A 19,959-nucleotide genomic window follows, 5' to 3' on the forward strand; every position below is an offset into this window, starting at 1 on the left:
AACGTGCAGCGGCGGGGCTTTCTAGATTTAATTCTTTAGTATCAGTAAGGTGCGTGAACTATGTATGCATGGTCGGATAGCGATTCAATCAATTTAGTGTGTTTAAAGAAATGGCACGAGACGCCAGATACGGTCAGCTTTGAGCTTGGCAGTATTCCACAAGACTTACATTTCAATTTTAAGCCCGGTCAGTTCATCACCTTGGGGTTAGATATGCCGACGAAAACGGATTACCGTGCTTATTCCGTGGCTTCTTGCCCCGAAGATAACCGCCTGAAGTTGACGGTCAAGCGTGTGGAAGGTGGCTTGGTTTCGAACTTTATTGTTGATGAGCTTGATGAAGGTGACGAGGTTTCTGTGTTGAAGCCGGCAGGCGCGTTTAACTGTATTGATTGCATGCCAACGGCAACAAAGAAAGTAACGCTAGTGAGTGCGGGCTGTGGCATTACACCCGTAATGGCGATGGTAAAATATTGGCTGTCTCAAGACAGTGACATTGAGATTGATTTCGTCCACATGGCACGCAACAAGCTTGAGACTATCTACTTTCAAGAACTTCATCAGCTCGATGAATCACATGCGAATTTCAACTTAAAACTGCTGCTGAAAGACAACGAAGGAACAACCGCCCCTCAAGGTCGTTTAGATAAAAACTGGTTGGTGAAACTGAGCCCAGATATCTTAGACAGAACGGTTTACCTGTGTGGGCCTGTCGGCTTCATGCAAGATATTGAGAGTTATCTGAAAGAACTTGAGTTCAACATGGATAACTTCTATCAAGAAAGCTTTACTCCTGCTACTCAGAATGCTCAATCAGAAGCGTCACAAGCCGAAGTTGCTGACGATACGAATAGTGCTGTTAACGTATTTGTGCCTGCGTTTGGCGCTGAAGTTGAAGCGGAAACTGGCACACCATTGGCGGATTCATTAGAAAAAGCAGGCGTTCCAATTATCATCGCTTGTCGTAGTGGGATTTGTGGTTCGTGTAAATGCAAAGTGACCAAGGGCTCTGTGGAGTCAAGCAGCCAAGAGACATTGACGCCAGAACAGATTGAACAGGGCTACGTGCTTGCATGTTCAAGCTCGATTCAGTCAGATGTTGAGGTTGAGTTATAACAGACGTGAAGCTGTGCAAGAGTAATGAAGACAAGATCTTGTCATCGAGATAAAAGTTAGGGTGCTAGATGTAAAAAGGCCACCTAGATCAGTTAGAGAGAGCAGATCTAAGTGGCAACCCTTTTGTTTATACGGGGGAGTAAAACAAAAGGGGTTGCGAAGCCCATAAAAGACTTCGCAGATATAGTTATTATGTTGTGGAGCTTGTTGCGATGGACGTATCTACACGAGCGAAGTTAATTAAACTTCTGGGTATGTCTTGTAGCGTACACCCATCATCTGTTCCATACAGTGAACAACTTGGCAGCTGTAGCCAAACTCGTTATCGTACCAAATGTACAGCACGGCACGGTTGTCTTGTGCGATAGTCGCCACACCGTCAACCACACCTGGGTGACGAGAGCCAACCAAGTCTGTAGATACAATCTCAGTCGAGTCTGTGTAATCGATTTGTGCAGATAAAGCAGAAGACAGCGCCATTTCACGCAGGTACTCGTTCAACTCTTCTTTGTTTGTGCCTTTCTCAAGGTTTAGGTTCGCAACTGCCATTGAAACGTTTGGCGTAGGTACGCGAATCGCATTACCTGTTAGCTTACCTTCCATTTCCGGCATCGCTTTTGATACTGCTTTAGCAGCGCCAGTCGATGTCAAAACCATGTTCAGTGACGCAGCACGACCACGACGATCACCCGAGTGGAAGTTATCGATTAGGTTTTGATCATTGGTAAATGAGTGCACCGTTTCGATGTGACCAGACAGCACGCCAAACTTGTCGTGAACCGCTTTCAATACTGGCGTGATTGCGTTAGTAGTACAGCTTGCTGCAGAGATGATGGTGTCTTCTGGCTGAATAACATTTTCATTTACACCAAATACCACGTTCTTGATGTCGCCTTTACCTGGCGCAGTCAGTAGCACTTTCTTCGCACCGTTACACGCAACGTGTTGGCTCAGGCCTTCCGCGTCACGCCATACGCCTGTGTTATCAACCACAAGTGCGTTTTCAATACCGTAAGCCGTGTAATCCACTTCTTCTGGTTTGTTTGCATAGATAACTTGGATGAAGTTACCGTTAACGATGATCGCTTTGCGTTCTTGGTCTACAACAATGCTGCCGTTGAATTGGCCGTGTACAGAGTCACGACGGAGTAAGCTAGCACGTTTTTCTAGGTCGCCATCTTTGCCGCCACGTACAACGATTGCACGTAAACGTAGTGGGTAACCCGGGCCACTTTTCTCAATCAATAGGCGAGTTAGCAGTCGGCCAATACGACCAAAACCGTACAATACAACGTCACGAGGCTCTGTCATCGCATCGCCTTCAAGCGATTCGATAAGCGCAGTTTGTAGGAAATCATCCAACCCGTGTGTGTCTTCGCGATCTTGCCAGAATGAATGCGCAAGGCGACCAACGTCGATACGACATGGAGATAAGTCCATAGAGAGAAGGTGTTGAATGATAGGTTGAGTCTGTTCTGCTGTAAGAGGAGAACCAGTGTAACGTTTTGCGATGCGGTGAGCTTTGATGATGTCGATAGTTGTCGCGTTAACTAAGGTCTTACCAAAGAGGATAACTTCTACGCCTTTTTGACGGTATAACTGACCTAAAGTTGGAGCGATGGATTCAGCAATGGTTTGACTAGTTTGCCAATCTAGGAGGTGCTTTTCGGGACTCATCTTTACTCGGGACCTTTCACGTTAAGTTTCTGCATTCATGGCGGTTGTAGGGAAGCCAATCAGCATAGGGGGTTTGAGGCATCAGTCTGTGGTCTTTATTGCCACTTAAATGTGCTGATATACCTTGTGTGTAACTTGTGATTTTTATGTGGCAGGATTGTAAGGTACGACGGGTTATTCTGCTAGGAAAAATAAATGCAGACAAAATATCTTTAAATTGCCTTGATATTAGCAATAAATCAAGATTTGAACGTCGATAAAGACTATTGACTTTAACAATCTGTAGCACTTATTTTTCGTCAAAAAATACTCAATTCAAAAGATAATATGTAATGCAGGTCATAATGAACAATAAAGGTGTGATCGCTAACTCAAGTTACACGTAAACAGTAAACGACAAATAAGGGAATCAGCGAGTATTGTTGTTCGACCTTTGAATAAGCCTAGCTTGAGCGTGAAAAGTGCATCACGCAAACGATTGGATGTCACAATTTTAACCTAACTATCCGCTTTGTTAGCGCGCAGAGTCGTTATTCATAGTCTAGTTGAGCCGCTAAATGTGGCCGTTCACTTGTTATGCGGGTGATAATAACTGGAGAAAACGTCTTTTGTTTACATTTTGCTCACTGAAATCTCGTTTGTTTACATTTCATTGGTAGAAACCTCCTCGAGTAGACCTCTCTCACATAACGTTCACTTGTCTAGAATCGGCTTGTCTCAACCTCACTTAGTAAAGCAGACACCTCCGCTTTAAAGCCCTGTTTTGGATGCTTGTTGATTCTAATTTTTGGTTCTGGGCTCAGAGTATCGTTTGTTCATATCCAATTTGATCAATAACCCCCTGTTAATGTCCTATTCTTAATTTGGGCTAAGTAAATTACTTTCGGGAAGGGAGTAGTTATAAAAATGATAAACATGTCAATTAGATGGCGTCTTATTTTTCTTTCCACGGTTTCTGTACTCATTATGTTTGGGTTTACAGTGAATGAAGTGCTTAAGAACGATGAGAAGATGAATCACCTTGAAACAACGCGTATTAAGGTCGAAGCGCTTCAATCTTTTAATACGGTTTCAAGTGATGCTTATCGATGGTTGGTGCTGTCTAATGACTCCCCTGAGAAAGGTCAGTTGCTTTTAATACTTCAATCAGAACTGGATAGACTCACTCAGTATGGAATGCGACTTCAACAGTTCGACAGCAATTGGAGTATTGACCCTCAGTTAGCTGAATTGAAAAAGCTGTTGATGAGCCTAGCTAGTGCGCCTGAAACGACAGACAACAGACAATTAACAGAGCGCGCTTTCGACTTATTAAAAGACGTGCTAATAGAGCTGTCTGAATATCGTATGGCCTTAGTCGATGAAAATATCGGTCAAGCGGATGCGATGTTTATCAATCTTACGCATTACGTGTTTTGGACTCAGAGAGAGGCGTGGTTAAGCTTCAGCTTGTATCGCTCCCCAGAGTTTAAAAACCAATACTTGCTTAGTTATGTCGGTGCTCTAGAGAGGCAGCAACAGCTATTAGATACCTTTTTCCGTTCGGATACGCGTTCTCCAAACATTAGACAGTTGTTAAACGCTGTCGCCAAAGATGAATTCCAAGACAAGTTCACATCTCGAATCCTCAAAGGGGACTTTTCATCACCCGAAATATATCAACACTTAAAAAGCTTAGAGCTTAAAAAACGGGCGATTTCAAAAGCGATTGGCGCTTACACCAATCAAATACAGTTTGAACTGACCAAGAATATCGCGTTGCAGAAAAGGCAAACCTTGGTCATGACGTTGCTTATACTCATCGCTTCTGGGGTTCTGATGTGGCTTGGGGTTGCGACGTCTCTGCGCTTAAACAGAAACCTGTCGATTATCTTGAAAGGCGTGTCGGAATGCGCTGATAGCTACGGCCAGCCAAAGGTGATCCATATCCAAGGGAACGATGAGCTTGCCGAGTTCACTGAAACCCTAAATCGAGTGATGGAGCGCAACTATCTACACAACAAAGAGTTGATAACAGCAAAAGAAGATGCGATTTCGGCTAACAAAGCCAAAAGCGCATTCTTAGCCAATATGTCACATGAAATACGCACACCACTTAACGGGATCATTGGCATGGCTGAGATTTTATCTCAAAGCCAATTGAGCCCAAATCAACAAGAAGTACTGGGAGATATCGAATCGTCTTCTCACTCTTTACTGGTGCTGCTTAACGACATCCTCGACCTGTCTAAAATCGAGTCGGGTAACTTGATGTTGTCACCACACAATGCTGATTTGCGAGAAGCGGTCTATGACTCCGTGAGTGTGATTCAATCGAAAGCGATCAGTAAGGATATCGAGCTCGACATCAATATCGACTATCAAACGCCGCCACAACTGTTTTTCGATGAGTACCGCGTGCGACAGGTGCTGACCAATCTGCTTTCTAATGCCATCAAGTTTACGTCCAAGGGCACAATTACAACGGACATAGCTTATACACCTATGTCTATGGGCAGGGGCAAGCTTGAATGCAGTGTGTCTGATACCGGGATTGGGATTGAACCAGAGAAGTTAGAGTCCATATTTGAACCTTTCACTCAAGAAGATGGCAGCATTACCCGTCAATTTGGTGGTACGGGGCTAGGTCTTGCGATTTGTCGACAGCTTGTTGATTTGATGGGTGGTTACATTACCGCGCGTTCAGTGAAAGGAGAGGGCTCTACATTCACGTTTTGTTTGTATGTCGATGTTGTAGAAGCGCCTGTTCAAACTTTCGATAACCTGAGCCAAGCGACCATCATATCGAACTCTTTCAATTACCTCGATCAGCTTGTTAAAGAGTGTGAGCGTTTGAATGTTCGAGCCAATGTGGTGTCATCCATTGCTGCTCTGAGTGAAAGTGTCAAAGAAAGCGACTTCATACTTTATTGTCATACCTTGCATCACTCGATGGAGAAAGATCTTGCGACGTTGAAGGCGCTATATCCTCTTGCTCGCGTCATCGTGTGTCAGCATCACCTATTTAAAACCAACCTAATCACAGAGACGGTCCACTCTACTCATACCTTGCCATTCTTGGGCCGACGTTTCTTAACTAGCTTACAATCTCTCGATGTAGGCGAAGAGCAAACTCCTCAAGTGGAAGCAAAAGATGAAGAGGTTCGCTCTTTGAATCGACGCATTTTGATTGTTGAAGATAATCTGATGAATCAAAAAATAGCGAGCTTCTTCCTTGAGCAAGCGGGTTATGAATATTTGATTGCCAGTAATGGCCAAGAAGCGGTGGATGTCATCACCCAGGGTGCTCAGTTTGATGCTGTCTTAATGGACTGCATGATGCCTGTTATGGACGGTATAACGGCGACTCGTACGATTCGTCAGTGGGAAGCCGATCAACAAGTCACACCATTACCCATCATTGCTTTAACCGCCAGTGTTCTGGAAGAAGACATCAAAGACTGTTTTGAAGCTGGTATGAACGCCTACTTACCGAAACCCTATAAATCTCATCAACTGTACGATCTTTTCAGTAGCCTTGATATTGTCTAAGGGCACTCGTATCAAGGCTAGCGTGGCGCTACTTAACGAACTTCTAATCCAAGGTTGTATTGTGCAAGGCAACGACCGACATAGCTGATTTTCAGCAAGGCTGCGACTAAGATGGTGCTGATATGGGCGACGATTTGAATTGGCAGTGAGAAGTGATCGGCCATTGGATAAGCAACGATAATACTGAGAAGCATAAGCAAGGTTGTGATAGCTAGACTGAAGTTTGAAACAGAAAGCAGAGTTTGAAAGCGTTGAGTCATCGTCTTCATATTGAATTCCTAATTGCTATTAATAATTATGATACTTGTTATTAATAGCAATTAGCGTTCCAGTTTTAATTTACATTTAAAATCATTATCTTATGTGGTTTAATTTGTTTTTAGAGTCTAAATGACACGGGTGAATTGTAAGTCTTTATGACTCGATCGTGTTTCTTTACCATTGTCTAAACCCACACGTATCGATGTGGAATCGAACACCAGAATATAAACCCAACCCAACGTTATTTTTTTGCCCGAACTCCGAATGAATCTTTTTAAGCTTCACGTGTAGATCTTCACGAGTAATGTCATTCGCAGGAACCAGGTCTAAGGCACAGAACTCTAAGTGCTTGCTTCGCAGTGCACCGCCAGCTTGTTGGTTGTAGAGCTTAGAACGTTCACCAGATACGGGAATCACGACGCCGATTTCAGGTTCAATGTATTGTTGTATGTACTTCAACGTCTTGATCATGTTGGGTACGTTTTTCTTATCAGGCAGGGTAAACAAGGTGGTGTTGCTCATTGCCCAGTCTGTCCCTTGCAGCAGAACGAGATGCAAAGGCATACTCTGCGTAATGCCGGCGTCTTTGAGCTGCTGACCGATCTCTCTCACTTGGTCTTCTGCGTGATTTAGAAGCATCCAACCTCTAAACGCAGAACGAGTCGGGACTTTATAGCCATGAACATCGACAACGAGATCGTCATAAGTAATTTCCGTCTCTTCGGTATACAGTCGTTCAAATTCTTCAGGGTAGGGTTGTGCGGTTGATAGGGCTAAGGTAATCAGAATACTTGCGTACATAAGGTCTCTCCATCGCTGATGTTCACCTAGTTATTTTTCTTCCTACGGTTGCTCAGTTTTCTCTAATGGTTCAGTGTTCTATAGTTGTTCAGTTTCATGCGGTTACTTAGGTACGCTTAAGTATAGACGCTAGAATTTAGGTACAAAAAAACCCACTACAAAGAGTGGGTTACTAACATTATTACAAGTTAATCAACGAGGTGAGATTACTTCTTACCTTGGATTTGCTTGTCTTCTTCTGTCAGTTCACGAATGCGACGGCTGATGTCACGGCGAGCTTTAGAAATCTCAGCGCTCTTGATGATGTGGTCATCAACACGATCTTCGTAGTCAGCTTTCATGTTCTTGATAATGCCTAGGATCTCGTCGTGAGTCATCTCTGGCTTGATGTAATCAAGTAGGTTATCAAGAAGGTCGACACGCTTACGGTTGTCACGAACTTTCTTTTCGTTGTCTAAAAGTTCACGCTTAAGTTTGTTCTTACGTCGTGCTTGGTTAACAATTTCAAATACGCTGCTCATAGATTCCTTTTCCTATTCGTCAAATACGTTGTCTGGTTCTGATTAAAGCACATCAATTGATGATGTAACAGTCTTTAGATCAAAGCAAAAGTAAGGTTGTTTAATTATTCGTCACTCTCGCTGATGTGTGATTGTTTTTATCTTACCGTTCAAGTTAGTATCCCATGTAGATACTGCATTGATACGAAATGTGAAATGAATCAACAACAATTGGAAAACGAAGAATTGGACGACAATGTCACGGAATCTTCAGCAGAACAAAACAAGCTTCGTGATGCGTATGTACAAGAGCGTACTTATTTGGAAGTCGTGGAAATAGAGCTAAACCGTTCCAAGATCATAATGATTGATGAACAGGGCAGAAAGAAACGAGTACCAATTTTGTCTGAACACTAGTTACTGCATTGTTAGGTGTTGAGATGGAATTATCAAAATAATAAAAAGGAAAAACGATGAACACAGTACTTTCCCCAATTGAAGCGAGAATTATCGGTTGTTTGATCGAGAAAGAAGTCACTACTCCCGATCATTACCCACTGACACTGAACAGTTTAACCACGGCATGTAATCAAAAGAGTAACCGTGAACCTGTTCTCTCTCTTTCTGAGTCAGATGTTTTGGATGCGGTTGATGGCTTAATCGGACGTCGCATGGTGAGCGATGAGAGCAGCTTCAATAGCCGTGTTAATAAGTATCAGCATCGTTTTTGCAACACTGAGTTCGGTGATCTGCAATTTACAGAGCAAGAGCGCGCAATCATCTGTTGTATGTTACTGCGCGGCGCGCAAACACCTGGTGAACTTCGTACTCGCACGGGTCGCCTTGCAAACTTTAGTGATGTGAAAGAAGTAGAAGCAACATTAGATAAGCTAGCTGCAAGAGAAGCAGGTGCCTTGGTGGTAAAACTACCACGTGAAGCGGGTAAACGTGAATCACGCTACCAGCACTTGTTGAGTGGTGAAGTGGATGTTGAAGCGTTTGCGACGGCATCGGTAAGCTCGGCTGCGCCTTCTGCAACGAGTGAAAAGTTTGAAGAACTTGAGTCTGAAGTAGCAAGCCTACGAGCAGAAGTGGCAGAGCTTAAGGCTCTGGTTGAATCACTGCTTTAAATGTCAGACGCTGATAAAAATGCGGATTGGGTCGTGTACTTGATCCGCAATCGCCACAATGCCCTTTATTGTGGCGTGACGAACAATCTAGAACGTCGATTTGAACAACATCAAACTGGTAAAGGCGCCAAAGCTTTAAAAGGTAAAGGCCCGCTTAAGCTGGTTTGGAGTTTTGATGTTGGCTCAAAAAGTGAGGCGTTGAAAACCGAATACGCGATCAAGCAATTGCCCAAATCCCGCAAAGAAAAACTGGTATCACTCAAACTGATTATTGAGTGGCGAAAAGACAAAATTCAATATATCGAAGTCTCATAATTCATAGCCAAAATGTTTGTTATTGATTAAATCTTAATAATGTAAGGGTCTATAATAAATTAAGCTAAGCTTATGAATTTAAATGGTAATTAATCTTACTGTGAATGGGCTGAAATCATGATTGAACTGGTCGTTCTTAATCTCCATTCCAAATTAACATATTGCTCATTTAGAATGTCGTTCTAATTAGTGTTAGACGCTATCATTTATCATCGTTGTCCTACATAATATCCATTAGCCATACAAAGAGATGGTGTCATGCTAGGTTAAAAAATGAGCCAAAGTAGCTCATATAAAACGAGAAAAATATGAAACGTTTACTGATGTTGTTTGGACTTGCCGTATTTTCTGCGTCCGCTCTCTCCTATGGTACTCATGTCCTCAATGGGTACTGGGAATACCAAGATTATCTTTCCACTTTTCCAGAACAAAGAGCATTGACCGATAAAATGGTCGAGGCTGTAAAAAATCACCCTGTGCCACTGAGAAGAATCCAAGACGAGCCGATTACGATTTCCGTGGTGTATCCGGGTCAACAGATCTCGGATTACTGGGTTCGTAATATTCAAGCTTTTGAGAAGCGTCTCGATAGGCTTAAGATCCGCTATCAAATAAATCAAGTGTTTACCCGTATTAATGCCGATCTCGCGCAGCAGAGCATTTCATTGCAAGAAGCGATTGAAAACAAAACGGATTACTTGATTTTCACGCTAGATACCACGCGCCACCGCAAGTTTATTGAGCACGTGTTGACCTCTACAGATACTAAGTTGATCCTTCAAAATATCACGACGCCAGTGCGAGCTTGGGCAGATAGACAGCCATTTATGTATGTGGGTTTTGACCATGCGACAGGCAGCTTAAAGCTGGCGGACTATTTTAAACAAGTAAGCCCACCAGACAGTAAGTATTCTGTTTTGTATTACTCACAAGGTTATATCAGTGATGCGCGTGGAGATACTTTTATCCATGAAGTGAATTCGGATACCAACTTTAACCTTAAGTCTTCGTTTTACACAAAATCAAACAAAGAAAGTGGCTACCAAGCGGCTAAAATCAGCATAGAGAACGATAAGGATCTAGACTTTATCTATGCATGCTCAACGGATGTCGCTCTCGGTGCAATGGAAGCGATTCGCGAATCGGGTCAAGACATCTTAGTGAATGGTTGGGGAGGCGGCTCTGCTGAACTTGAAGCCATTGCAAGGGGAGACTTAGATGTCACTGTCATGCGTATGAACGACGATACGGGCATTGCGATGGCAGAGGCGATCAAGTGGGATCTAGCCGGTTTGGAAGTACCTACCGTTTACTCTGGTGAATTTGAAATTGTGACCAAGGAAGATTCCCCAGAACGTATTTCAGAACTTAAACAGCGAGCATTTAGGTACTCAGGTCAATAATGAAGAAAAGCTACGCCAGTACACCTAGGAACACTTTAGCTAGACTCATTACGCGTATCGTTATTTTAGTGATAGGCGTGATGGCACTTGGCGTGCTTATTCATAATTATGAAACCAGCAGTAACATCGTAAAGCAAGAGACGAATCGAACGGTTCAGCAAACCTCAAGCCTGATCCAAAACATGTTTGATTATCGTTTGTCGGTGCTGCAAATCCACCAAGACAGTAGTTCACACAGTGACACTCTCAGAGAGTATTTTGATACGAGCGATGAAGAGGTGCTGAGCTACTTTTTCTTTGGTGTTGACCAACGTGAACCTGATCATGCGCCAGATTTACGCTTTGTGGCTACCCATGATGGTTTGGCTTGGGAAGATGGTAACAGTCAATTTTATGGTTTAGATGAGTCTAGCTTAAAGCATATTTCTGATGAGGTTTCGTTCAGCAGTAATTGGCATTTTATTAAACTGAGGACAGATATAGGTAAGCGTCACTTGTTGGCTCGCCGTACCCCTATTGTTGATAACGCTACCGGGGAAGTCCTTGGTCAGCTCTATATCGCCATTGTGCTTGATAACAACTTCTCTTTGGCTGAGTCAATCCAACAGGGCAGTAATAGCGAAAATATCGTGATTGAAGCGCACGGAACACCTGTTACATCGACATTCAGTGGTGATGAAAGCTATACCATTACAGACATACTCAATTATCACATATACGAACAGTTGCCTCGTCATTTTGTCACCATCGCAACCATTAAGATCAATGCTGTTGAAACTCCTTTAATCATTCGAGCTGTTCAAAAAAATAATAATTTCATTGCGTTAGAAGAGAATTATCAGCGTGCGATCATCGTGGTGATTGTGGTGATTATATTGATGTCATTCTTTGCGCGAACTTGGATTCAAAGAAGGGTTGCCGCTGAGTTAGATAAGCTGATGGATTTCACTCGTTCAGCAAGTGATGGTGAAGAGTACAACAAGTTCGATGGTTCTAATATTTTCGAATTTCATCATATTGGTTGTACCCTTGAAGACACCTTTGAGCGCTTATCGGAACAGAATCAAAAGTTTCAAGATCTCTTTAACTTTGCCCATTCGCCTATATTGGTTTGGTCTGAGAAAGGCGACTTAATTCAGATGAACCCCGCCGCTCGTATGGCGTTGTTCGATGCTGATGACAATTATGGTCCAATTGCTCAAGAGTTTGAGCATCGTATGCTGCCTAATATTCAAATGGTGGTTCAAGGCTCTAAACTGACGGGTATCAACGTTCCCATTGGTGAAAAGGTGTTTCGCTGGAACATGTCTGCTATTCGTGTGGAACACGGCATCACAGGTGTGGTGGTACAAGGGCAAGATATTACTAAGCTTATAGAGGCGGAAAGGCAGGCTGATCGAGCAAGAGAAGAAGCCGAGCATCTTGCAAATGTACGTGCAGACTTCCTAGCTAAGATGAGTCACGAGATTCGCACGCCGCTCAACGGTATTCTCGGTGTGTCTCAGCTGCTCAAGCGCTCTATGCACAATGAAGATAATCGCGAGCAAGTGGATGTACTATGTAATAGTGCGGAACATTTACTGGCGGTACTTAACGATATCTTGGACTTCTCAAAGATTGAGCAAGGGCAGTTTAATATTCAAAAGAAAGACTTCCGCTTGGGGGAGTTAGTTAATACCTTAGACAGCATCTATCGCCCACTGTGTGAAGATAAATCCGTCGAATTTACCATTGTGAACCACTTGGTTGATGACATCGAAATCAACACCGACCAAGTGCGTCTCAACCAGATCATGTTTAATCTGTTGAGCAACGCCCTTAAATTCACTCATCAAGGCGGTATCTCCGTCAGCTTTGAGCTCGAGAGTATCTTTAACTCCGATCACGCCAGCTTAATCGTTCGAGTGAAAGATTCCGGAATTGGTATTGATGAAAGTAAAATTGATGCTGTTTTTGAACCCTTTGTTCAAGCCGAAGAGACCACGACTCGTGAATATGGCGGTACTGGTCTAGGGCTTACTATTGTAAAAAATCTGGTCGATATGCTGGAAGGGGACATTCAAGTCCGCAGCGTGATAGATCAAGGCTCAGAGTTCACGATAGAAATTCCAGTGGTCGTGCACGCCAAACCGCTATTGGTCGATGCTAAGCAACAAGCTGAAGTTGAGCCAGAGGCATTGTTTAGTCGATCTTTGAATGTGTTGCTGGTGGAAGACAATCACACCAACGCCTTTATTGCTCAGGCTTTCTGTAAAAAATATGGCATGGTCGTCACTTGGGCAAAAGATGGCTTAGAAGCGATTGAGATGGCTAAGACGATTACCTATGACTTGATCTTGATGGATAACCAGCTCCCTAATCTCGGTGGTGTAGAAACCACTCAGCAGCTAAGAGGTGAGATTGGTGTGTTAGCCCCTATTTATGCGTGTACCGCTGATGCTCAAGAGTCGACAAGAGACAGCTTTATGGCCGCAGGGGCGAATTACGTGATTGTAAAACCGATTAAAGAAGAGTCGCTCCACCAAGCGTTTGTTCATTTCAAAAACTCATACTGGAATTACACAGAGCACTAGGCTTTAACTTAGTGCTCTTTAATGGAGTCTGTTGTAGAGAAGTCACTAATTTTCTGCCTTTATATCGAGCCAGCGACAAAGGCTTGTTCCAATAGCAGCGTTTTCAACTCATCACTCATGTCTAGGTGTTCAGGGAATTGGATACCTAACAGCCAGCCTTGTCTTTGCCTTTTCTTACTCACCACTTTGTAGACAAGATCGTCACCTAAGTACTCATTTAAGTCAGAATTAACTTTTATCTTCCAACCGACATCAATATCTGATTGCTGGGTAAGATAGATACCGCACCCTGACGCTGAAAAGTCGACCAGTGTGGCATCCAGCGACAAGGTATCAAAAGTGACTTCACAGCTGAGACGTACTTTATACCTTTCGTGTTCACGAATAGGCTTGGTTGCAAAGTTTGAGGGTGGGCGAAGGAAGATTAGATGTGCTGGAGAGGTGATATGAGCCAGTACATTGGTTTTGAACGCGACAATGTGCCCAAGTTCGGTGTCGGTAATCGCACGAACAATAATATCAACGTTTGTGAGCTTTCTCAGCGTCAGTGCTTCTGTCGCTTTTTGCGTAAGCTCTAGGATAAGGTACTGATCTTCTTTGTGTCCGATATAAAGTGTACTGATCTGGATTGAGTCGTCTGGGCCAAATTCCAATACACCTGCTGTTTTTGTACCTGGCTTTAGGTATCTGAACAGTTCTAAGTTTTTATCTTTATGCATATTCGTTACTGAACAATGTTAATCGTTTGATGAAATAATATAACGTCCTGATAAAACTATGTCATTAGTTTCATTGAAGTAATTAGCAACGTACAACAAAAAATGAATCGCTGTCTCAAGTAAACAACGGCTTACTCTTGTCGTAAAACAAGATACACTGCTGACAGATATATACTTGATGGAGAAATAGTAAATGGAACTGGAAACCTTATTGAATACTCTGGCTGAAACCCCAGAAGCCGTGAAATTTGAAGATACAATGCAAGTGATCGAAGCTCACTATGATTTTTCTGAGAGCGAATTTCGCAATGGTGAGGTAGTGAACGCTGCAGGGCAGAATAATGGTTCGTGTAAGATTTTTGCTTTTGGTTTAGAGCAAGGTTTATCAGCGGAGCAAACACTTGCTTGTTTTGGTCAATTTTATCGTAACGACGTGTTAGGTTTTCCTGAGAACAGCGACCATCAAAATATTCGTAACTTTATGGTTCATGGCTGGAATGGTATCCAGTTTTCTCAGCCTGCGCTGGTTGTAAAAGCGAAGTAGACACTAACCAGGTAGCGATCAGGTCGAAACTTAGTCTCAGTATTTTGAAGCGAGAAAATAACCTCTCGCTTTTTTGTCTATGTTGAACCAGCTCGTAACTTGATAACTAGTAACGAGCTGAATAGGTTCTAAACTACTGAACAGGCAAAGCAGACAAGCACTTACGACACATACAAACTCCAGCTTTTGGAATATCGCTAGTATCTCGTTTTTCTAGCTCAAAACACCAACATGTCTCTTTACCGGCACTGATATCGCATTGAGCTGGCTCATTACACTGTGGACACTGGTGAGTCGAACTCTCGCCACTAAGATTATCCATAACCGACGTTTGCTCTTCTTCAGATAAGCCTTTCCAACCTATAATTTCATCCATTGTTCGAAAGCAGCCACTACACATTCCGCCATTATTTTTACAAGCCGCTCGGCAAGGTGTTTTCATTTATCTAACCTGTAATTCATTTGGGCTGAAATGTAGCATATTTGTTTCTTCTTGAAGAGCCGTTAAGCTAAGAAATTACTCAGTTAAATTTAGAAATGACCTCGTAATTTTTACGCTTTTCATGTAGCATCTCGCCCCTTTTGTTGAGGGGGGGATATTATGTTTATTGGATTTGATTATGGAACAGCGAACTGTTCTGTCGCGGCGATGGTTAATGGAGAGCCAAGCCTGTTACCGCTCGAAGGTAACAACCACTATATTCCCTCAACCGTGTTTGCGCCTACTCGTGAGAGTGTTTCTGAACATCTATTCCGCCACTTGAATATCAAGCCGAGTGATGCGATCGGTGAGCAAGTTTTACGACGTGCGATCGCTCTGAATAGAGAAGAGAGTATCGACCTAGTGCCAGAAGACATGGCATTTGGTCAGGCTGCGTTGGACTTATATTTAGAAGACCCTCGCGATGTTTATTATGTTAAGTCCCCTAAGTCTTTCCTTGGTGCGAGTGGACTGCATGATGTTCAGGTGAGTTTCTTCGAAGATTTAGTGTGTGCCATGATGGCAAATATTAAGCATCAAGCCGAACTCACGACTCAAGAGCAGATCAAGCAAGCTGTTATCGGTCGACCAATTAACTTCCACGGTCGAGGTGGTGAAGAGGCGAACAGACAAGCTGAAGATATCCTCACTCGAGCAGCTAAGCGTGCCGGTTTCCTTGATATCGCTTTTCAATTTGAGCCAGTAGCCGCAGGTCTTGATTACGAAAGCACATTAACTGAAAACCAAACAGTATTGGTTGTTGATATTGGCGGTGGTACCACTGACTGCTCATTATTAGAAATGGGACCTAGTTGGTCTGGTAAAGCAGACCGTACCCAGAGCTTGTTGGCACACAGTGGACAAAGGGTAGGGGGTAATGACCTCGATATCTATCTTGCGTTCAAACAACTGATGTCACCTTTTGGTATGGGCAGCAAAGGCATTTCGGGTATCGATATGCCATTGACGCAATTCTGGAATCCAATTGCGATTAATAATGTTGAAGCTCAAAAGAATTTCTATTCAAGAGAAAACTTAGCAGCATTGAAATTACTTCGTAAAGAAGCGTCAGAGCCTCAAAAGCTAGAACGTTTGATGAAGGTTTATCACGACACCTTGGGCTACGGTATTGTTCGTAGAGCGGAAGAGGCCAAGATTGCGCTGGCAGAATCCTCTCAATATCGTGCGGCGATTAATGTTGCCTCTGAACTGGTCGAGGTAGATATCTCAGTCGAACAGATGGTTGAAGCGATTGAAACACCAAAGTCTAAGATGATTGAGTTGGTTAAAGAAGCGATCCAACAAGGCCAGAAAAAGCCAGACGTAATCTACATGACGGGTGGTTCAGCTCGTTCACCGATACTTCGTGAAGCCGTACAACAAGCTGTGCCGAACGTACCGATTGTGAGTGGTAATTACTTCGGTTCAGTAACTGCAGGTTTAGCTCGTTGGGCTGAGGTTTACTTCAAATAAGAGTTCAATGATGAGTTATTAAGGGCAACCAGTCGCTGATTGGTTGCCCTTTTTTTGTCTTTTCTCTAGTTAACTTTCAATTAAGCGATTTTTCCTAGCTCAAACTGGTTTTTTTTCACATAGCTAAATATTTCAGTTGAGTTCGAAATGTTACAAAATATTTCAAAGATAAAAGTGTATCTCTCGATGGTCTGATGAGTGAATTATGTGTTCGATTTTTAATGCTTTTTTAGTGATTATATAATCAAAAAAATCAAATTTTTGATCTCAAAAGATAAAAAAATCCGCTAACGATTATTCGCTTATTAAGTTGTTTTAAAAGATATTTTTGTTTTTTATAGTGCGATTTTTTTTATTTTATATATTTTAATGCAACTTTCTTGTCATTCGTATATTACGGTTTGGTTACTTGTTAAATACAGGTAACAACTTCTCCGTAAGCACGAGGTTGTTAGTGAATAACTCACCCAGTTACATAATGGATATGACAATGAATAAGAAACTTTTAGCGCTAGCAATTTCTGGTGCAGTATTTGGTACACAGGCAGTTGCAGTAGAACTTTACAACGAAGATGGCACAACATTCTCAGTTGGCGGCCACGTTTCAGTAAATGTGAATGGTTCAGAGAAAGGCGACACTGACGTTGGTACAAACTCTCCACGTATCAACTTCAATGCTACTCAAGACCTAGGTAATGGCTTCACAGCTGACGCTAAAGGTGAATGGGCTCTTAACTACCTTGATGGTGGTGACGATACATTTACAACTCGTCTTGGCTACGTAGGTCTTACTCATGAAGAGTTAGGTCGTGCAGTAGCCGGTACACAGTGGTCTCCGTACTACGATGTAGCTGCAGCAACAGATATGCCAATCGCTTTTGCGAATGACTTCCTATACGACAACCACGGTGCACTTGGTACTGGTCGTGCAGACAAAATGGTAAGTTACCGTAATGCATTCGAATTTGGTGAAGCTGGTGAACTTAGCTTTGGCCTAGGTTGGCAGGGCAGCAACGACGTAACTACTGAAACTGAGACTGTAGACAGTAACGGTGACGTGACAATTAACCGCACTACAGCTTCTTATGACGACCGTATTCAAGCAACTCTTGGTTACTCAATCGCTGGCGTTAAATTAGGCTACGCATTCAATACTGGTGACTTTAAAGAAGGTGGTGTTTCTAAAACTGCTGAATCTCACCTAGTATCTGCAGCATACGGTTCATACGGTTCAGGTTTATACCTAGCGGGTATCTACGGCTTCAATGAGAATATGAACGCTGGTCTTGTAAGTGGTACAACTCTTGAAGAGAGCAATGCTTACGAACTACTAGCAGCTTACGCACTTGCGAACAGCTTGAACCTAAGTGTGAACTACGAAGTTGTTGAAGGCGAAGTTCTTAAAGGTGGAACAACTACTACAGCTCGTGAAGAGCTAGCTCTACAAGCTGAATACAACTTCACTAGCAACTTTGTTGGCTACACTGGCTACCAATTCGATCTAAACGACGAAACTGGTTACAAGTCTGACGACAAGTGGACTCTTGGTGCTCGTTACTACCTATAAGTCGCAGACTTATTTAGCATAGTGTTTACTCCTTAAATTTACCTTTTCGGATACTGTCCTAGACACCATGCTAAGCCCTCTCAAGCCTTTTGATTTGAGAGGGCTTCTTTCGTTCTATACGCACCTGTTTTAGCTTTTCCTTCATGTTCCCCTGCTATTGATTTTGTCTACGTAGCTATGATCTACGAAGCTATGGCTCTTGTCATCAGTTCTTATATGTCGCGATCTTCGGATAAAAGTATTTAAATCATTTAATTGAGCTAAAGATCAGAATTTAGATATTGGTAACCATCTTGTCGAAGACTCTCATTTTATGATGCGTTAAACTCTTCACTCTAAAAAATAGTTCAGGGATAAACTATGAGCAGTGTTGTCGATCAGGAACAGCTGATGAATTCGAAACGAACAGCAACCCCAACTAAGGTGCTGTGTGTTGGGCGTAACTATGTCGATCACATCGAAGAACTCAATAACGCAATTCCAGACTCTATGGTGGTTTTCAATAAACCGAGTACCAGTGTTACGTCATCTCTGTCTTCTTTTCATCAAGAAGCGCTGCACTACGAAGCAGAAATCTGTTTTATTGTTGAAAATGGCCAGTACTCCGCAGTGGGTTTAGGGCTAGATCTCACCAAACGTGAATTACAAAGTAGCTTAAAAGTGAAAGGCTTACCTTGGGAGCGCGCCAAGGCGTTTGATGGTTCCGCTGTCTTGAGCCGTTTTGTACCCATTGATAACTTAGATCTCTCTGACTTAAATCTAGAGCTATTTATTAACTGTGTTCGCGTTCAAAAAGGACACGTAGAGCAGATGCTTTACTCTCCACAAACTATCCTCGAAGAGTTATGTTCTTATACGACTTTGCTTGATGGTGATGTTGTAATGACAGGCACACCTAAAGGTGTTGGTGAGGTGCATCGAGGTGATGTCTTCCTTGGTCGTCTGAAGTGTGGTGAAACGACATTGATTGAGATTGAGTGGGTAGCGAGTTAATTAATACTCTATGTTTAGTTAATAAATTGGTATTAACGGTTAAAGTTGGTTTTTAGTTCGTGCAATTTGCTACATTACAACCAATTGCATCTGGAAGGGTGTTGGTAATTGATATAAAATCCGCCTCCGTTTTTATCAATACTGAAACCCATGATCGACTTAGCCATCTTACCTGTTTACCTGACAGCCGTTGTTGCACTTCTTCTTTTACCTGGCCCTGATATGTTACTCATCGCGAGCTCAAGTATGAGTTATGGCCGCAAAGTCGGTGTGTTTGCAAGCCTAGGCAACGCGACTTCTGGAATCATTCTGACAGTGTTAGCAGCAATGGGTGTATCAGCGTTGATCGCAATGAGCCCAATAGCGCTTAAAGCTCTGCATTTGTTAGGCGGAGCGTACTTGTTGAAGATGGGATGGGATTGCCTGCGCACAGAACAGGGTAACGCACCTGAGTTAGGCGATAACTTTGCAGCAAAAGCCTATTACCAAAGAGCGCTAATCAGTAACCTGCTTAATCCAAAAGCCTTGGTTTTCTTTGTGATGTTTCTGCCTCAGTTCGTGTCGACGAATATTGAAGCGACTTCTGGTGAGCAGATGCTCGTTCTGGGTTTATTACTGAATGTTCTCGGCTTAACGTTTAACTTTTTACTGGTCGCGTTAGTGGGTACGATTGGTAAGTCTCTGGTAGAAAACGCGAAATTTCGTACCTATCAACAGAAAGTCATGGGCGGAGTTTTCATCCTGTTAGCTATATGGATGTTGTCTTCTTTCTTTACTTCGTAGATGAATCAAATCAGACATCTTCTCGTGGTTAGCCGCTGAGAAAAAAATGGACGCTTCGAGCGTCCATTTTTTATATTTAACCGTTACATGTT

18 protein-coding genes are annotated in these 19,959 nt (G+C 42.8%); 12 read left to right on the plus strand and 6 right to left on the minus strand.

The genetic code is table 11. The features are described 5' to 3' along the window. The first annotated feature begins 60 nt into the window (after positions 1-60). Positions 61-1,116 (plus strand): 2Fe-2S iron-sulfur cluster-binding protein, encoded by a 1,056-nt coding sequence (locus tag AB6E85_RS05600; RefSeq protein WP_372141781.1) that lies wholly within the window; start codon positions 61-63, stop codon positions 1,114-1,116. Between the two features lie 240 nt (positions 1,117-1,356). Here the strand turns inward: AB6E85_RS05600 and AB6E85_RS05605 are convergent, their stop codons facing one another. Next, positions 1,357-2,793 carry a glyceraldehyde-3-phosphate dehydrogenase gene (locus AB6E85_RS05605; protein WP_048612894.1) on the minus strand — a complete coding sequence of 479 codons (1,437 nt, stop codon included), beginning with the start codon at positions 2,791-2,793 and terminating at the stop codon, positions 1,357-1,359. A 966-nt stretch (positions 2,794-3,759) separates the two neighbouring features. On the opposite strand from AB6E85_RS05605, the gene AB6E85_RS05610 reads away from it, so the two are divergent. Beyond that, positions 3,760-6,324 carry an ATP-binding protein gene (locus tag AB6E85_RS05610; RefSeq protein WP_372141887.1) on the plus strand — a complete coding sequence of 855 codons (2,565 nt, stop codon included), beginning with the start codon at positions 3,760-3,762 and terminating at the stop codon, positions 6,322-6,324. A gap of 32 nt (positions 6,325-6,356) precedes the next feature. On the opposite strand, the gene AB6E85_RS05615 is transcribed toward AB6E85_RS05610, so the two are convergent. From AB6E85_RS05615 to AB6E85_RS05625, 3 genes are all read right to left on the minus strand, one after another. Then, positions 6,357-6,593 (minus strand): hypothetical protein, encoded by a 237-nt coding sequence (locus AB6E85_RS05615; RefSeq protein WP_048608901.1) that lies wholly within the window; start codon positions 6,591-6,593, stop codon positions 6,357-6,359. A 166-nt stretch (positions 6,594-6,759) separates the two neighbouring features. After that, positions 6,760-7,386: a D-Ala-D-Ala carboxypeptidase family metallohydrolase gene (locus AB6E85_RS05620; protein WP_048617000.1), complete on the minus strand. Its 627-nt coding sequence runs from the start codon at positions 7,384-7,386 to the stop codon at positions 6,760-6,762. Between the two features lie 206 nt (positions 7,387-7,592). Beyond that, complete coding sequence (locus AB6E85_RS05625) at positions 7,593-7,907, minus strand: DUF496 family protein (RefSeq protein ID WP_004742367.1); 315 nt, start codon at positions 7,905-7,907, stop codon at positions 7,593-7,595. A gap of 195 nt (positions 7,908-8,102) precedes the next feature. Here AB6E85_RS05625 and AB6E85_RS05630 point away from each other — a divergent pair, with 195 nt between their 5' ends. The 5 genes from AB6E85_RS05630 (at position 8,103) to luxQ (ending at position 13,307) form a co-directional block, all read left to right on the plus strand. Continuing rightward, positions 8,103-8,303 carry a hypothetical protein gene (locus tag AB6E85_RS05630; protein WP_017068647.1) on the plus strand — a complete coding sequence of 67 codons (201 nt, stop codon included), beginning with the start codon at positions 8,103-8,105 and terminating at the stop codon, positions 8,301-8,303. 56 nt (positions 8,304-8,359) lie between these two features. Then, positions 8,360-9,016, plus strand: a complete 657-nt coding sequence (locus AB6E85_RS05635) for a YceH family protein (protein WP_048612897.1) — start codon at positions 8,360-8,362, stop codon at positions 9,014-9,016. Beyond that, the gene (locus AB6E85_RS05640) at positions 9,017-9,331 is read left to right on the plus strand and encodes a GIY-YIG nuclease family protein (protein WP_372141784.1); all 315 of its coding nucleotides are present in this window, start codon (positions 9,017-9,019) and stop codon (positions 9,329-9,331) included. A gap of 308 nt (positions 9,332-9,639) precedes the next feature. Further along, entirely contained in the window at positions 9,640-10,734 is a 1,095-nt protein-coding gene (locus tag AB6E85_RS05645) for an autoinducer 2-binding periplasmic protein LuxP (protein WP_372141786.1), read from the plus strand. Beyond that, entirely contained in the window at positions 10,734-13,307 is a 2,574-nt protein-coding gene (gene luxQ / locus AB6E85_RS05650) for a quorum-sensing autoinducer 2 sensor kinase/phosphatase LuxQ (protein WP_372141788.1), read from the plus strand. The genes AB6E85_RS05645 and luxQ overlap by 1 nt, the downstream gene beginning before the upstream one ends. 59 nt (positions 13,308-13,366) lie before the next feature. Here luxQ and AB6E85_RS05655 read toward each other — a convergent pair whose 3' ends face one another. Next, entirely contained in the window at positions 13,367-14,026 is a 660-nt protein-coding gene (locus tag AB6E85_RS05655) for a PilZ domain-containing protein (protein ID WP_372132494.1), read from the minus strand. A 193-nt stretch (positions 14,027-14,219) separates the two neighbouring features. Here AB6E85_RS05655 and AB6E85_RS05660 point away from each other — a divergent pair, with 193 nt between their 5' ends. Further along, a complete protein-coding gene (locus AB6E85_RS05660; protein ID WP_372141790.1) occupies positions 14,220-14,570 on the plus strand; it encodes a HopJ type III effector protein in 351 nt (116 codons plus the stop codon). Between the two features lie 133 nt (positions 14,571-14,703). Here the strand turns inward: AB6E85_RS05660 and AB6E85_RS05665 are convergent, their stop codons facing one another. Next, positions 14,704-15,012 (minus strand): DUF1289 domain-containing protein, encoded by a 309-nt coding sequence (locus AB6E85_RS05665; protein ID WP_082242633.1) that lies wholly within the window; start codon positions 15,010-15,012, stop codon positions 14,704-14,706. Positions 15,013-15,171: 159 nt separating this feature from the next. On the opposite strand from AB6E85_RS05665, the gene yegD reads away from it, so the two are divergent. From yegD to AB6E85_RS05685, 4 genes are all read left to right on the plus strand, one after another. Continuing rightward, on the plus strand, positions 15,172-16,524 hold the full coding sequence (yegD, locus tag AB6E85_RS05670) for a molecular chaperone (protein WP_372141792.1): 1,353 nt from the start codon (positions 15,172-15,174) through the stop codon (positions 16,522-16,524). A gap of 490 nt (positions 16,525-17,014) precedes the next feature. Beyond that, entirely contained in the window at positions 17,015-18,091 is a 1,077-nt protein-coding gene (locus tag AB6E85_RS05675; protein ID WP_372141794.1) for a porin, read from the plus strand. Positions 18,092-18,451: 360 nt separating this feature from the next. Next, entirely contained in the window at positions 18,452-19,084 is a 633-nt protein-coding gene (locus tag AB6E85_RS05680; protein ID WP_372141796.1) for a fumarylacetoacetate hydrolase family protein, read from the plus strand. A gap of 150 nt (positions 19,085-19,234) precedes the next feature. Continuing rightward, positions 19,235-19,867, plus strand: a complete 633-nt coding sequence (locus tag AB6E85_RS05685) for a LysE family translocator (protein ID WP_372141797.1) — start codon at positions 19,235-19,237, stop codon at positions 19,865-19,867. Positions 19,868-19,959: the final 92 nt, after the last annotated feature.

The organism is Vibrio sp. 10N.247.311.51, from assembly GCF_041467855.1.
GTDB classification, from domain to species: Bacteria; Pseudomonadota; Gammaproteobacteria; order Enterobacterales; family Vibrionaceae; genus Vibrio; species Vibrio coralliirubri.